This is a genomic window from Glaciimonas soli (genome assembly GCF_009497155.1).
GTDB classification, from domain to species: Bacteria; Pseudomonadota; Gammaproteobacteria; order Burkholderiales; family Burkholderiaceae_D; genus Glaciimonas; species Glaciimonas soli.
On the sequence record NZ_WINI01000003.1, the window covers coordinates 408,339 to 421,676 of the forward strand.

Annotated in this window: 15 protein-coding genes; 7 read left to right on the top strand and 8 right to left on the bottom strand. The window is 47.0% G+C overall.

The window, feature by feature from the left end; translation table 11 throughout:
- Positions 1-70: 70 nt before the first annotated feature.
- Positions 71-244, bottom strand: coding sequence for a hypothetical protein (locus tag GEV47_RS08065; RefSeq protein ID WP_153234215.1), 174 nt, complete (start codon positions 242-244; stop codon positions 71-73).
- 249 nt (positions 245-493) lie between these two features.
- On the opposite strand from GEV47_RS08065, the gene GEV47_RS08070 reads away from it, so the two are divergent.
- The 5 genes from GEV47_RS08070 to GEV47_RS08090 all read left to right on the top strand — a co-directional run bounded on the left by GEV47_RS08070 (position 494) and on the right by GEV47_RS08090 (position 4,747).
- Entirely contained in the window at positions 494-1,021 is a 528-nt protein-coding gene (locus GEV47_RS08070) for a hypothetical protein (RefSeq protein WP_153234216.1), read from the top strand.
- 29 nt (positions 1,022-1,050) lie between these two features.
- Complete coding sequence (locus GEV47_RS08075; RefSeq protein ID WP_153234217.1) at positions 1,051-1,557, top strand: hypothetical protein; 507 nt, start codon at positions 1,051-1,053, stop codon at positions 1,555-1,557.
- Between the two features lie 77 nt (positions 1,558-1,634).
- A complete protein-coding gene (locus tag GEV47_RS08080; RefSeq protein WP_153234218.1) occupies positions 1,635-2,129 on the top strand; it encodes a hypothetical protein in 495 nt (164 codons plus the stop codon).
- Positions 2,130-2,223: 94 nt separating this feature from the next.
- Entirely contained in the window at positions 2,224-3,411 is a 1,188-nt protein-coding gene (locus GEV47_RS08085; protein ID WP_153234219.1) for an acyltransferase family protein, read from the top strand.
- Positions 3,412-3,748: 337 nt separating this feature from the next.
- On the top strand, positions 3,749-4,747 hold the full coding sequence (locus GEV47_RS08090; protein WP_153234296.1) for a 2-hydroxyacid dehydrogenase: 999 nt from the start codon (positions 3,749-3,751) through the stop codon (positions 4,745-4,747).
- A gap of 102 nt (positions 4,748-4,849) precedes the next feature.
- Here GEV47_RS08090 and GEV47_RS08095 read toward each other — a convergent pair whose 3' ends face one another.
- Positions 4,850-5,743, bottom strand: a complete 894-nt coding sequence (locus tag GEV47_RS08095; RefSeq protein ID WP_153234220.1) for a LysR family transcriptional regulator — start codon at positions 5,741-5,743, stop codon at positions 4,850-4,852.
- Positions 5,744-5,841: 98 nt separating this feature from the next.
- On the opposite strand from GEV47_RS08095, the gene GEV47_RS08100 reads away from it, so the two are divergent.
- Positions 5,842-6,837, top strand: coding sequence for an NAD-dependent epimerase/dehydratase family protein (locus GEV47_RS08100; protein WP_153234221.1), 996 nt, complete (start codon positions 5,842-5,844; stop codon positions 6,835-6,837).
- 119 nt (positions 6,838-6,956) lie between these two features.
- Here GEV47_RS08100 and GEV47_RS08105 read toward each other — a convergent pair whose 3' ends face one another.
- The 3 genes from GEV47_RS08105 to GEV47_RS08115 all read right to left on the bottom strand — a co-directional run bounded on the left by GEV47_RS08105 (position 6,957) and on the right by GEV47_RS08115 (position 7,741).
- A complete protein-coding gene (locus GEV47_RS08105; protein WP_153234222.1) occupies positions 6,957-7,157 on the bottom strand; it encodes a DUF1059 domain-containing protein in 201 nt (66 codons plus the stop codon).
- An 84-nt stretch (positions 7,158-7,241) separates the two neighbouring features.
- Complete coding sequence (locus tag GEV47_RS08110) at positions 7,242-7,397, bottom strand: hypothetical protein (protein WP_153234223.1); 156 nt, start codon at positions 7,395-7,397, stop codon at positions 7,242-7,244.
- Between the two features lie 158 nt (positions 7,398-7,555).
- The gene (locus GEV47_RS08115) at positions 7,556-7,741 is read right to left on the bottom strand and encodes a DUF2798 domain-containing protein (protein WP_194270613.1); all 186 of its coding nucleotides are present in this window, start codon (positions 7,739-7,741) and stop codon (positions 7,556-7,558) included.
- 223 nt (positions 7,742-7,964) lie between these two features.
- Here GEV47_RS08115 and GEV47_RS08120 point away from each other — a divergent pair, with 223 nt between their 5' ends.
- Positions 7,965-8,375, top strand: coding sequence for an SRPBCC family protein (locus GEV47_RS08120; protein ID WP_153234225.1), 411 nt, complete (start codon positions 7,965-7,967; stop codon positions 8,373-8,375).
- Positions 8,376-8,425: 50 nt separating this feature from the next.
- On the opposite strand, the gene GEV47_RS08125 is transcribed toward GEV47_RS08120, so the two are convergent.
- The 3 genes from GEV47_RS08125 to GEV47_RS08135 all read right to left on the bottom strand — a co-directional run bounded on the left by GEV47_RS08125 (position 8,426) and on the right by GEV47_RS08135 (position 13,265).
- The gene (locus GEV47_RS08125; protein WP_153234226.1) at positions 8,426-10,012 is read right to left on the bottom strand and encodes a SpoVR family protein; all 1,587 of its coding nucleotides are present in this window, start codon (positions 10,010-10,012) and stop codon (positions 8,426-8,428) included.
- Positions 10,009-11,274 carry a YeaH/YhbH family protein gene (locus tag GEV47_RS08130; protein WP_322741587.1) on the bottom strand — a complete coding sequence of 422 codons (1,266 nt, stop codon included), beginning with the start codon at positions 11,272-11,274 and terminating at the stop codon, positions 10,009-10,011. The genes GEV47_RS08125 and GEV47_RS08130 overlap by 4 nt, the downstream gene beginning before the upstream one ends.
- Before the next feature lie 68 nt (positions 11,275-11,342).
- The gene (locus tag GEV47_RS08135) at positions 11,343-13,265 is read right to left on the bottom strand and encodes a PrkA family serine protein kinase (RefSeq protein ID WP_153234227.1); all 1,923 of its coding nucleotides are present in this window, start codon (positions 13,263-13,265) and stop codon (positions 11,343-11,345) included.
- Positions 13,266-13,338: the final 73 nt, after the last annotated feature.

Consider the following 13,338-nt stretch of genomic DNA (forward strand, 5'->3'; position numbering starts at 1 on the left):
TAAGGTGCGCTAACGGTCATGAGGGAATACAGTCCATATTCCCTCGTCCGGTGAATTGCTAAATCACCTATCAATCCGGCATATTCCACTGAACATAAGTAGCATCGTTATGGACGGCTCCGGATTGATACGCAATATAAGAACTCAATGCCGCAGCAACTATCATGATAGTTGCAATAACGCTCCAAAATGTCGTCTTCATATCAGCCACGCTTTCGTCTTGCTGTCCTGTCGGAAACTCCATATTACGACTTCCTGAGTTAATTCGCGTGGCGGCATGCGCTCCCTGTTTTCGTTTTTATGGCAAATCGCCAATTCAATCAATTCGATATTGCCTTAACAATTTCTGTGTGACAACATACGTTAATGGCCGTTTTCAGAGGAAATAGCCGTCGTTGACGTAGATTAGTAATTGTCTAAGCCAGCTAACGTCATCATGAACGGGGATGCAGCGGCAATCCCATTATCAACGCCTTATTGACGAGAGAACACGATGGGATACTTTGACGGATTAACCAGCAAAAATTTTAAGAAGGACAAGAACGGAAATACTCTTTTTTTCCCGTGGGGTGTTCTTGGCAAAGGACGTGTTCTACCGGACGATGCCGCAGAAACCCGCGTACGTGGATTCGTGAATCGTTACCTCAAAATCTCGCTACCGATGATCATAGGTGTTACGACCATCGCTGGCCTGAAATGGTCAACTCCACTTTTGCTTTTCTTTGGCGTATGGTTCTACTTTGGCACAAAGGCGCTCGTTTCAGACTATCCGTATAGCGACGAAAATCTCACTATAAAAGAAAGCTACGCAAACTCGGCAGCGAGCCACAACAAGTTAACCTTGCAGATTATCTTTTTTTGTTCCGTCCTGTTTGTTCTCATAGGCATCTTCATGGCAGCCACTGCCAAGTCTCCTCAGCAGATAGCGATAGGTTGTTTTTCGGCGGTCTTTTTCGGTACGTGCGGCGTTGCAATCGGTTATATGCTCAAGAAAAAGAGTGCAAGCGCCGGGACACGATAAATCAGAGTTGTCTTCGTCAAGGAGAAATCGTGCGTGTATACATCTCGAAATTTTCGCTGATATTTGGGGCAACTTGTACAGCCAGCTTTACTGCCGTAAACGTCTTTTTTATTTGGCTTACCTATCAGCTAAATGCCAACCATTCCAATATCTCTCACGAAATATTGTTGGTATTCTGTTTAGTTGCGACGTTGTTTACGTTTACTACTTTCGCTCTTTGGTGGTTCTTTATCAGGATTTATAGATTCCGAAATAAGCCCGTTATTTCCTTTGATGAAAATAATGTGTCGTACTGGATAAAAAGCCATAAAGAACTAGTAACCACCCAATACGATGCAATTCGCAGGATTGATTTCGACACTGAAATTTTCCCAAAAGGGTCGAAGTTTTATTTGCAAATCCACAAAATGGATGATCGCATCGACGGCATATTTATGAATAATCTTGGAAAATCGATAAAGGATATTTTTCTAATGTTTAAAGAAAAATGCCCTCATCTTACACAGTCTTACAGCGCCGTATTGTTGTTGGCTTAATGCGTGGATACGTGGATTTTCATCGCCGATGGCATATGACATCTAGTTACAAGTAAAAAAAAAAGAAAAATGCACATATGAAAAATAGTGAAGATTCATTCAAAATCCCTCATTCATTTGGCTATTGCTGCGCAGTTGCCGCGTCATCTCTGTGTTTCGTTATTTTATTCGAGTCACTGATGGTAGTCAGTAGTCTGGGATCTGAAACTGCAACAAATTTCTCTTTTGCCATGAAGGCTTTTGAACTTTTCGCTTTTACAGTCATGATTTCTACAATTGGTTGTTTGTTCTCTTTCATCACTTCAATCATTCCATTTCTTATCGGTCTGGCCATTGCAATTAAATTCAGAATTCATAGTCCTGTTTATTTTATTGTGGGTGGGGCGATAACAGGTGGAGTGCTTTGTCCACTATTTCTTTCCATTCCAAATTTCGGATTCAATGTTCAGAATCCAGAGCCTGATTCCATGATGGGCCTCATAGTTTCCTTGTCTATATTAGTATTATCAGGCGCGGTCGCAGGGTGGACTTACTGGCGTTTGTGTCATCGAAAAAAGCCAAGTAGAGCGTAATCGCGATGCGTATTAAGCCCCACTCACTGCTTCTGGTTTCGTGAAGTTCCTCAAATTAAAAATCATACAAACCACTCAGAAAGAATACCGCAACATGACTGAATATAAGACGGCGGCTCGCCTAAATGGGCTTGACACGCTGCGCGCCGCTGCGATTGTTCTGGTAATGGCATACCACTATATGGTGGTAGTAAGCGGGAAAAATACATTTGGCTTCATGACGGAAATCGGATGGGCGGGCGTCGATTTGTTCTTTGTGTTGAGTGGGTATTTGATTGGGAACCAGATACTCTCGCCGATTGCACAGGGCCGTGATTTTTCTCTGAAAACGTTCTATATCAAGCGCTTGCTTCGCACTTTGCCAAACTATTACTTTATCTTGGCGATGTACTTTATTTTTCCGCTCGCGTTGGGAGAAAAAGGGGCTGCGCCAACATGGCAGTTTTTGACATTTACGCAAAATTTTGGCCTTCGCCCCGGCCAGACCTTCACCCACTCATGGTCGCTTTGCATTGAAGAACAGTTCTATCTTATTTTGCCGGCCATCGCGTTGTTGATTGCCAGTTTCAAGGGTTCCAGACAATTAGCATGGATTGCAATTGGCCTTGCTGTCGTTGCCGGCATGATTGCCAGAAGTACGGCTTGGCTTGAACATGGCCGCAATGCCATTAACGCTTACGACTATTACGAGCATATATATTATTCGAGCTTTGCACGCTTCGATGAATTACTGCCCGGCGTCGCAATCGCCATGCTGAAGAATTTTCATGTCGCTACCTATTCAAAAATCATGCGTAAGGGGAATCTCCTATTTGTCGCCGGTTTGACGGCAGTCGGGACAATGTTCTATCTGTTTTCGCATTTTCTTGTGATACCCGGTTATGGGTTTGGATTTTTAATGACCACGTTCGGTTATCCCGTACTGGCGACAAGCTTTGCAATTTTGACGCTATCGGCGCTGAGTACAAACTCCATATTGCATCGAATACGTGTACCTGGGGCTACCAGCATTGCGTTGTGGTCGTATGCCATTTATCTGGCACACAAGCCAATATTTAAATTGGCAATTTCACCGTTAACCAAAATGGGTATCGATACCAATTCGATTTTAGGAATCGGCATCATCATAACTGTGAGTATCTTTGGGGGATGGTTGCTGTTTCGACTGGTCGAAACACCATTCATGGAACTGCGTGCAAGAATGTATTCGGTTGATGGTGCGAATGGACGGGCAACATCAAATCCAGCGGAGGCACTTCCTAAACAAAGCGAAGCGGCATGAAAAGGGATTTTTGGCGCAGTTGAGAAATGGAATTGATGCATAACTATTGGTTCGTCTGCGTAGTTCGCAGCTCTCATTGTGACATCTTCCATGGGCCGTAATCGGCCGTAACCGAAAGCCGACGAATTCAATATTCGTCTTACTAATATAACGGTGAAGCAAAAAACTATTGTGGCCCCCCTCAATTTCATTCTTGTAACATGCTCCTTTTTCTCTTGCCGCTAGCATTCGTGACCTGATGACCCATTGCGTGGTCATCCCATTACGAATGGCGTAATCTGCCGTAGAACTGTATTGTTAACCTCTACGAAGCATTCTTGTGTAAAGGATTCCAATGATGAAAATCGCTGTATTTAGCTCTCAACCGTATGATCGTCGCTTTCTCAATGAGAAAGCGGATCAGCACGATGCAGTGAAAATGCGCTTTCACACTGAATCCTTGTCCTTGCAATCGGTGTCCCTTGCTCAGGGCTGTCAGGCAATTTGCGTGTTTGTGAACGACGTGCTGGATGCTGAGGTGCTACATGCTCTCGCGCATATTGGTGTTCGCGCGATTTTGCTGCGCTGTGCTGGATTCAATCATCTCGATACGGATGCAGCGCGGCGTTTGAACCTTTTTGTTGCGCGCGTGCCGGCCTACTCACCAGAGGCGGTAGCTGAGCACACTCTGGCCCTGACCCTTACATTAAATCGCCGAACGCACCGTGCATATGCACGAGTTCGCGAAGGAAACTTTGCGCTCGACGGGCTCCTGGGGAGTAATCTTCATGGGAAGACCGTGGGCATCATTGGCACTGGCAAGATTGGCCTGGCGACCGCAAAAATTTTTAATGGCTTTGGTTGCCGTATGTTGGGATTTGATCCATACCCATCGCCAGAGTTTGAAGCTATTGGTGAAATGGTCGAATTGTCTGAGCTTCTCTCTGAATCGGACTTCGTTTCACTGCATTGCCCACTCACCACGGACACTCACCACCTGATAAACGCCGATACGCTGAATCTGATGAAGGAGGGCGCTATGCTGATTAATACCTCGCGCGGTGCTCTTATTGATACGCAGGCGGTGATTGAAGCGTTAAAGTCGCGCCAACTGGGCTCCTTGGCCATCGACGTCTATGAGCAAGAAAGCAATCTGTTCTTCGAGGACCGTTCCGACGACATCATCACGGATGACGTTTTCCAGCGCCTGATGACATTCCCTAACGTTCTTGTTACCGGACATCAGGGTTTCTTTACGATAGAAGCCATGCGTGAGATTGCCTCGACAACCTTTGAAAATTTATCCGCGTATCAGCTTGGCACCGAGTGCTCAAACCGTGTGGCGGGTACGTATTAACGGTTTTGCCAGCGATGGCGGTGTTGCTGGTAACTGTCAGATCAGAACATGCTCTGGCCGGCTCAAAACGGCCACGATCGACCTGTCGACGTCGGCCGACCGCTATGACTGCTCGACATAATCAAGCATACCTTCGACCAACGCATCGAACACGACTCTACATCGTGGATTATTGCGCAGATCTTCGTGCATGGTGACCCAGGTTTCCAGTTTCATTGAAAACGACTTCGCCAATACTCTAGTTAATGCAGGATCGCGCTTGGCGAGCGTCACCTGGCATACGCCAATGCCGGCACCACTACGAATCAGGGCAAATTGCGCAAGATTGCTGTCGGACGCCAATGCAAAATTTTTGCGGGGGAGATCCGGCAATGACTTACCTGCCCTGTGGACGAAAGGTGTCGCCAGGTCATAACCGATGATCGAATGCTTGGCCAAGTCTTTGGTCGTGCGCGGATTTCCGTGGCGGCGCAGGTATTCTGTATGCGCATGGAAACCGAGTTCTATCGATCCGATGCGACGTGCAACCAGTTGCTCCTGTTTCGGTTGCACCATGCGTACCGCGATGTCGGCTTCACGATGAAGCAGGTCTTGCACACGATCCGACAAAACCAATTCCACCCTGATGTCTGGATATTGTTCACGCATGCGCGTAATGATAGCTGGCAGCACCTCGACTCCGATCACATCGCTCGCTGTTACGCGCACTACACCGGCCACGCCATTACCCTGACTGGATGCCGCACGTTCCAGCGATGCCACGGTACTTTCCACCGCCTCTGCGTAACCTCGAATTGCCAGTGCTATTTCAGTGGGCGCCAAACCCGATTGTGAACGCGTAAAAAGCACGATCCCCAAAGCCTGTTCCAAAGCCTCGATATGCCGTCCCACAGTCGGTTGCGTAGTGCCAAGAGCGCGTGCCGCAGCAGATAACGATCCCTCTTTCAGAACACTCAAGAAGGAGCGGTAGAGTTCCCATCCAATATTTGAAGCCATATATTTTTGAATAGCCGCTATGCAATGTTAGGTAATTTTAATATAGCACGGCTCGCCCTAGAATTACGCCATCAACTTTAACTTTTAGGAAAACTGACATGGAAAACGAGGGCAGAGCTCTGGTTTTAGGGGCAACTGGCGGTATCGGTAGCGAGGTGTCGCGGCAGTTGCGGGATGCGGGCTGGGAGGTACGTGCTTTGAAACGCGGGTTGAGCAAGGATGTTGAACGCAAGGACGGAATTACCTGGCTACGTGGGGATGCATTGATACGGCAAGACGTAATGAATGCCGCAAAAAACTGCTCTGTCATTGTTCATGCCGTCAATCCACCAGGATATCGTCAATGGTCTGAGCTGGTATTGCCGATGCTGGAAAATACGATAGACGCAGCGATCGCCGAATCGGCAACTATTGTGTTGCCGGGTACTGTGTACAATTTTGGGCCGGACGCGTTTCCGCGGTTGACGGAAGAGTCTCCTCAATATCCGGTAACACGCAAAGGTGCCATTCGTGTGCAGATGGAACAACGCTTGCGCGAAGCCAGTACCAGTGGTGCACGGGTGCTGATAGTCCGCGCCGGCGATTTTTTTGGACCGAATACCGGCAATGGCTGGTTCTCTCAATGTCTTATCAAACCCGGCAAGCCGGTCAACACCATTAGCTATCCGGGACAACCTGATATTGGTCACCAATGGGCCTACTTGCCGGACGTTGCCCGCACCATGGTCGCGTTGTTGCAGAATCGCAGTACGCTCGACGCCTTCGCCGCATTCCACATGGCCGGACATTGGGACGACGATGGCAAAAAAATGACTAGTGCAATAAGTCGAGTAGTCACTCGGCACACCGCCAAACACCCCAAGACTAGCGCGTTTCCATGGTGGCTAACAATACTCGCTTCACCGTTCGTTACAACACTGCGCGAAATGCAGGAAATGCGCTATCTATGGCGTACACGTGTGCAAATGGACAACACAAAACTCATCCGCGTGCTTGGATTTGAACCACATACTCCTTGGGATGAAGCAGTAGAGGCTGCCCTGATTGGGGCAGGATGTATCAATAAAATCAAGGCGACATTTGCCGCCGCCTAAACATCGATTGGCAATATGCGTTAAGACAAGCAAAAACCAAGTAGGGCGTAACGGCGAGGTACATTACGCCCTGCTCATGATGACTAAGAAACAGCGTGTTGGCCAAAGATCCGGAATCGTCAAATTTGTATAGGCGGCACGCCTTCTTTAAATAATTGCTTCAGTTGGCTGCGTAATTCCGGCGTGTCTGTATGACCGTGGACACTCACTGCATGCTGAACCGCGGTTTCCAGCAACTCGATGTCAGTGTCTGCGGAGATAGCGACTGAGCAGTTCATATCACTTGGATATTCGCGGCAGTCGATGTATTTGCGTGGCATGGTTTACTCCTTCGTGGTTACTATCGAATGAGCGCATACAACGTCTGGTTGATTTTTTAGAAATTCAACGAAATTCCGACTGAATTATCTGAGTTGCTTGCGCACTTGCTTATCAACTAATTCGCCGCTCCGATTAAAGGTCTGGCTAGCGGCAAAAACACCAATCTCTGCGGCCAGACGACCGCCAAAAATACACGCACTGTCGGCCATCGCTTCACGCGCGCTTTGAACACTCCACATATGCAATTATTCTACTCTGGCGTCACCAGGAACACATCTTCTGCCGTAGTGATTTGTTCTTTCATCAACGTCTACTGACCATTTGCCAAAATCGCATGCAACCTAATACGCTTGGTAATACGTTCTATCAACTGATCTGCGAAAAGCTTCTTCATTACTTACCCGGTTTTGACGATCAACATGGTAAATTTCCGAACAAGAGGCGTGACAAATTGCGCCACCACAAAAGAAAAAGGAAACGAGAATTTCCATGCCCCGAGAAATTTCATGAAGAATCCATTTGAAAATCCTTCTTCATATGAAATGATGATGAATGAGATGACGCCAGACATTAATATTGACATGAGCGCTGCAAATATAAACGTGAAATATTTTTTGTCTAATTTTTTCATGAAATATATAAATAGATAAGCAAAATGTTGCAGCACCTTATATTACGATTGTAGCTCGGTAGGATGTGCGGCGAAAACAATACTCATCCTAAGTGCCGATTTTTTTGGCACACATCCATGCTAAATTAGCTCTTTGCATTAGTTGAATAACGCGTTGGATAATATGGAGAACATCATGTGGACTCACGAAGACAGCATTGAAACAACTGCCACGCCAGCGCAGATCTGGAAAATATTTTCGGACGTTTCGAATTGGAAAAAATGGAATAACGGCATTGAAAACATTGAAATCCATGGCGCATTTGCAAACGGCACAACGTTCACTATGCGGGTTCCGGGTGAAGATACATTTACCAGCACGTTGATAGAGGTCAAAGAGAATGCGTCTTTTACGGATGAGACCGTGTTAGATGGCACTCGCGTATTGGTGCATCACAAGATCATGCCACTGGCCTCCGGCCGTACCAAAATCATTTACAGCACTGAAATAACTGGACCTGCAGCGGCAGAATTTGGGCCTATGGTTACTGGGGACTTTCCTGACGTGCTTCGGGCATTGAAAAATATTGTGGAAAATTCTAAGTAGTGTATGAGGGTAATTGGTGAGTTTCGCAATGTTCCACCCATCAATTATCCTCACCCCCGCAACACATACTGATTATCGCTAACACACTCATACCTTCGCAGCACATTTCCACTGTCATCCACGCTTTCCAGATACACGTCAAACTGCCATAACCTGGCCATATGACGCAGTACTTCATCGGTTGTGTCACCCAATGGCCGGCCATCGCTGCGGAAGTGGCGTAGCGTCAGGCTGCGGTCGCCTCTGGTGTTGACTGACCAGACTTGTATATTGGGTTCGCGGTGGTTGATGTCGTATTGGCGCGACAGGGTTTCGCGCACGTGTTGATAGCCAGCTTCGTTGTGGATGGCGGAGACTTCCAGTTCGCTGCTGTTTTCATCATCAAGGACAGAAAACAGCCGCATGTCGCGCATCAGTTTTGGCGATAGATATTGCGCGATGAAACTTTCGTCTTTGAAATTACGCATGGCGTAATGCAGTGTTTCCAGCCAGTCTGATCCCGCCAACTGCGGGAACCATTCACGGTCCTCTGCTGTGGGTTGTTCGCAGATGCGACGGATATCGCTCATCATGGAAAAACCTAGTGCGTACGGATTAATACCACTGTAATACGATTTAGTGACGGGTGGTTGATAGACGACATTGCTGTGCGAATGCAGAAATTCAAACATGAAACCATCGGTCAGTTTGCCTTCGTCGTAGAGCGTATTGAGTAAGGTGTAATGCCAGAAGGTGGCCCAGCCTTCGTTCATCACCTGAGTTTGGCGCTGCGGATAAAAATATTGCGCAATTTTGCGGACGATGCGAATAACTTCACGTTCCCACGGTTCCAGAAAAGGCGCATTTTTTTCCGCAAAATATAATAGATTTTCTTGTGGTTCAGGCGGAAATCGCTCATCTTTTTGTAATGCTGCTGCGCCTTTTTTGGTGGGCAAAGTGCTCCATAATTCACTCACTTGCGATTGCATATAGGCTTCGCGTTCGCGGCGGTTGATTTGTTCTTGTGCCAGTGAGATTTTTTGTGGACGTTTATACCTGTCTACGCCGTAATGCATCAGGGCGTGGCAAGAATCGAGCAATTCTTCCACCCGTGAAAAGCCATGACGCTCTTCGCATTCCGCAATGTAATTACGCGCATAGACCAGATAGTCGACGATCGCGTGGGCATCGGTCCACAGTTGGAAAAGGTAATTTCCTTTAAAAAAAGAATTGTGTCCATACGCTGCATGCGCGATCACCAGCGCTTGCATGGTCATGGTATTTTCTTCCATCAGATAGGCGATGCAAGGATTGGAGTTGATCACAATCTCATACGCCAATCCCATCTGACCGCGCTTGTAATCACGCTCTGTGGACATGAAATGCTTACCATATGACCAATGCCGATAATTGACCGGCATCCCCGACGAAGCATAGGCATCCATCATTTGTTCGGCGCTGATGATTTCTAGCTGTATCGGATAGATATCGAGTTTGTAGTTAGCGGCTACGCGTGCGATTTCTTTTTCATATTGTTCGATTAATTCAAAACTCCAATCTGATGGGCAAGGTAATGGCGTGCGATCTGCTTTATTCGCTTCACCATGATCGCCGTTATTTCCGGTACCGCTTTTCTTTAGATGAACGCGGTCTGTCATGTTGTCACCTGTTTTTCAAATAACTCACGGAAGACTGGATAAATATCACTGGCATACTGCACTTTTTTCAACACAAATTGCGGATATTCTGGTGCCATTTGTTCGTATTCTGTCCACAGATTTTGTTCTTCCGGCACGACTTGTATGTAGGCGAAATAACGCACCATCGGCAAAATATGATTTTCCAGAATTTGTCGGCATTTTGGCGAATCATCGTTCCAGTTATCGCCGTCCGACGCTTGTGCGCCATAGATATTCCATTCACTTGCCGGATACCTGTCCTCGATAATTTGCTTCATCAATTCCAACGCGCTCGACACTACAGTACCGCCGCTTTCTTGAGAATGAAAAAATGTATTTTCATCGACTTCATCGGCGCGAGTGTGATGGCGGATAAACACCACTTCGATATGTTCGTAATTACGCGTCAAGAATAGATACAACAAGATGAAGAAGCGCTTGGCCAAATCTTTACGTTGTTCGTCCATGGAACCGGAAACGTCCATCACACAAAACATCACTGCCTGACTCGATGGAATCGGCTGACGAATGCGATTGATGTAGCGCAGATCGAAAGGGTCGATAAAAGGAATGCGCCAGATGCGACCTTTCAGGAGATGGATATCTTCTTCCAACCGCAAGATTTCATCGCGTCGGTCTTCGGGATCGGCTTGCAAGGTCAACATCAATGCTTCCAGCTCGCGTAGTTTGGCCACTAGTGGCGAACCTAAAGCGATACGCCGTCCCAAGGAGCTGCGCAAGGAACGGACGATGTCGATATTGTTAGGCGCGCCATCGATGGAATAACCTGCGCGCATGTTTTTCCAGCTCGGGATTGCCATCAAATTGGTTTTGATCAAACGCGGCAGTTCGAGATCTTCGAAGAAATACTGCATGAATTCTTCGCGCGACAACTCAAACGTGAAATCGTCTTGACCTTCACCATGATCACTGGCAGAGCTGCCACCGCCGCCAGAGCCTCTTTCCGGGCGCGCTATGCGATCACCCTGGAGATAATCCTGGTTACCCGGATGCACAGTGTCCCGTCGGCCGCCAACGCCATGACGAAACTCTGGCTCTGAAATGTCATGCCGGGGGATGCTGATGCTTTTGGATTTTTCGATTTCGGTGATGCCGCGATCACGCACGGCCTCCGTCACCGAGCGCCGGATATCTTCTCGATAACGACGCAAAAAACGCTCGCGATTGGCAATGCTTTTGTTCTTGCCAGCTAGCCTACGGTCGATTATCTGATGTAACACGATGTTCTCCCATCAGTACTTCGCTTTGCTCCTTTCTTCCGCGAGCGGAAGAAAGGAGTGGTTCGGCATTACGACGACTTACGCACGCGCAAATACCATTCACACAAGAGTCGCACTTGTTTCGGTGTATATCCCTTAGTCACCATGCGATTTACAAAGTCTTCGTGTTTGCGTAGTTCTTCGGCTGACCCTTTGGCATTAAATGAAATTACTGGCAGCAAATCCTCCGTATTCGAAAACATTTTTTTCTCAATCACGACGCGCAATTTTTCGTAGCTGGTCCAGAGCGGATTTTTGCCGCCATTGGAGACGCGTGCGCGCAGAACAAAATTGACAATCTCATTGCGAAAATCTTTGGGGTTACTGATGCCCGCAGGTTTTTCGATTTTTTCCAATTCATTATTCAAACCGGCACGGTCAAAACTTTCACCGGTATCGTGATCGCGGAATTCCTGATCTTGTATCCAGAAATCGGCATACGTGACATAGCGATCAAACACGTTTTGTCCATACTCGGAATACGATTCCAGATACGCGGTCTGAATTTCTTTACCGATGAATTCAGCATAACGCGATGCCAGCGTGTCTTTGACGTAGGACAGATATTTTTGCTCTACTTCTTGCGGGAATTGCTCGCGTTCGATTTGCTGTTCCAGCACGTACATCAGATGCACTGGATTGGCGGCGATTTCAGACGTATCGTAGTTGAAGACTTTCGATAAAATCTTGAAAGCAAATCGCGTTGATACGCCTGTCATACCTTCATCGACACCAGCATAATCGCGATACTCTTGATACGATTTTGCTTTTGGATCGCTGTCTTTTAAATTATCACCATCGTAGACCTGCATCTTGGAGAAGATGTTGGAATTTTCTGGTTCACCCAAACGCGTCAATATAGAAAATTGCGCCATCATTTTCAACGTGCCCGGCGCACAAATCGCTTTCTCTAATGAGGATGTACGTATCAGTTTTTCGTATATCTTTATTTCTTCGGTAACACGCAGGCAGTAAGGCACTTTAACGATGTAGATACGATCTAGCAGCGCTTCATTGTTTTTGTTGTTGCGGAAAGCCTTCCATTCCGATTCATTCGAGTGCGCCAAAATAATGCCCTCGAACGGAATCGCACCAAAACCTTCGGTACCTTTGAAGTTGCCTTCCTGGGTCGCTGTCAATAATGGATGCAAAACTTTGATCGGTGCTTTGAACATCTCGACGAATTCAAGCAAGCCTTGATTCGACAAACACAAGCCGCCTGAATAACTATAAGCGTCGGCATCGTCTTGCGAATATTGTTCCAGCTTGCGGATATCGACTTTGCCAACCAGTGTAGAAATGTCCTGATTGTTTTCATCGCCCGGTTCGGTTTTGGAGATGGCGATTTGCCGCAGTATATTCGGGAAACGCTTAACGATACGAAATTTGCGAATATCACCGTTAAACTCATGCAGGCGTTTGACGGCCCATGGGCTGAGGATGGATTTCAGATAACGACGTGGAATGCCGTATTGTTCTTCCAGAATTGCGCCGTCTTCTTCGTAATCAAAAAGACCCAGAGGCGATTCATTGACAGGAGAACCTTTGATGGCATAGAACGGCACATGCTCCATCAATTGTTTGAGACGCTCAGCGATGGATGATTTACCGCCGCCGACTGGACCTAACAAATAGAGAATTTGTTTGCGTTCTTCAAGACCTTGCGCAGCATGGCGGAAATAAGCAACGACTTGCTCGATGATTTCTTCTGCGCCATAAAACTCTTTAAAGGCGGGATATACCTTCAATACTTTATTGGCAAAGATACGAGACAAAACGGGATCTTGGCGGGTATCAACCTTTACAGGTTCACCGATGGCCATCAACATTCGCTCACCAGCCGTGGCGTACACGGAAGGGTCGTTCTTACACATTGTCAGATATTCTTCAAGCGAGAATTCTTCTTCTCGCGTCTTGTCGAACCGACTCGCAAAGCTGCTGTAGATATCCATATCACCCCCGCGTTAACAAGTATTACGTTGTTGCGAAAACAGATTGAAATCAAACGTCTTTACTTCCTACTTA

Excerpts from the sequence above, each read along its gene's own strand:
- GEV47_RS08065 (WP_153234215.1), bottom strand. The coding sequence starts at position 244 with ATGGAGTTTCCGACAGGACAGCAAGACGAAAGCGTGGCTGATATGAAG.
- GEV47_RS08070 (WP_153234216.1), top strand. The coding sequence starts at position 494 with ATGGGATACTTTGACGGATTAACCAGCAAAAATTTTAAGAAGGACAAG.
- GEV47_RS08080 (WP_153234218.1), top strand. The coding sequence starts at position 1,635 with ATGAAAAATAGTGAAGATTCATTCAAAATCCCTCATTCATTTGGCTAT.
- GEV47_RS08085 (WP_153234219.1), top strand. The coding sequence starts at position 2,224 with ATGACTGAATATAAGACGGCGGCTCGCCTAAATGGGCTTGACACGCTG.
- GEV47_RS08090 (WP_153234296.1), top strand. The coding sequence starts at position 3,749 with ATGAAAATCGCTGTATTTAGCTCTCAACCGTATGATCGTCGCTTTCTC.
- GEV47_RS08095 (WP_153234220.1), bottom strand. The coding sequence starts at position 5,743 with ATGGCTTCAAATATTGGATGGGAACTCTACCGCTCCTTCTTGAGTGTT.
- GEV47_RS08100 (WP_153234221.1), top strand. The coding sequence starts at position 5,842 with ATGGAAAACGAGGGCAGAGCTCTGGTTTTAGGGGCAACTGGCGGTATC.
- GEV47_RS08105 (WP_153234222.1), bottom strand. The coding sequence starts at position 7,157 with ATGCCACGCAAATACATCGACTGCCGCGAATATCCAAGTGATATGAAC.
- GEV47_RS08110 (WP_153234223.1), bottom strand. The coding sequence starts at position 7,397 with ATGTGGAGTGTTCAAAGCGCGCGTGAAGCGATGGCCGACAGTGCGTGT.
- GEV47_RS08115 (WP_194270613.1), bottom strand. The coding sequence starts at position 7,741 with ATGTCAATATTAATGTCTGGCGTCATCTCATTCATCATCATTTCATAT.
- GEV47_RS08120 (WP_153234225.1), top strand. The coding sequence starts at position 7,965 with ATGTGGACTCACGAAGACAGCATTGAAACAACTGCCACGCCAGCGCAG.
- GEV47_RS08125 (WP_153234226.1), bottom strand. The coding sequence starts at position 10,012 with ATGACAGACCGCGTTCATCTAAAGAAAAGCGGTACCGGAAATAACGGC.
- GEV47_RS08135 (WP_153234227.1), bottom strand. The coding sequence starts at position 13,265 with ATGGATATCTACAGCAGCTTTGCGAGTCGGTTCGACAAGACGCGAGAA.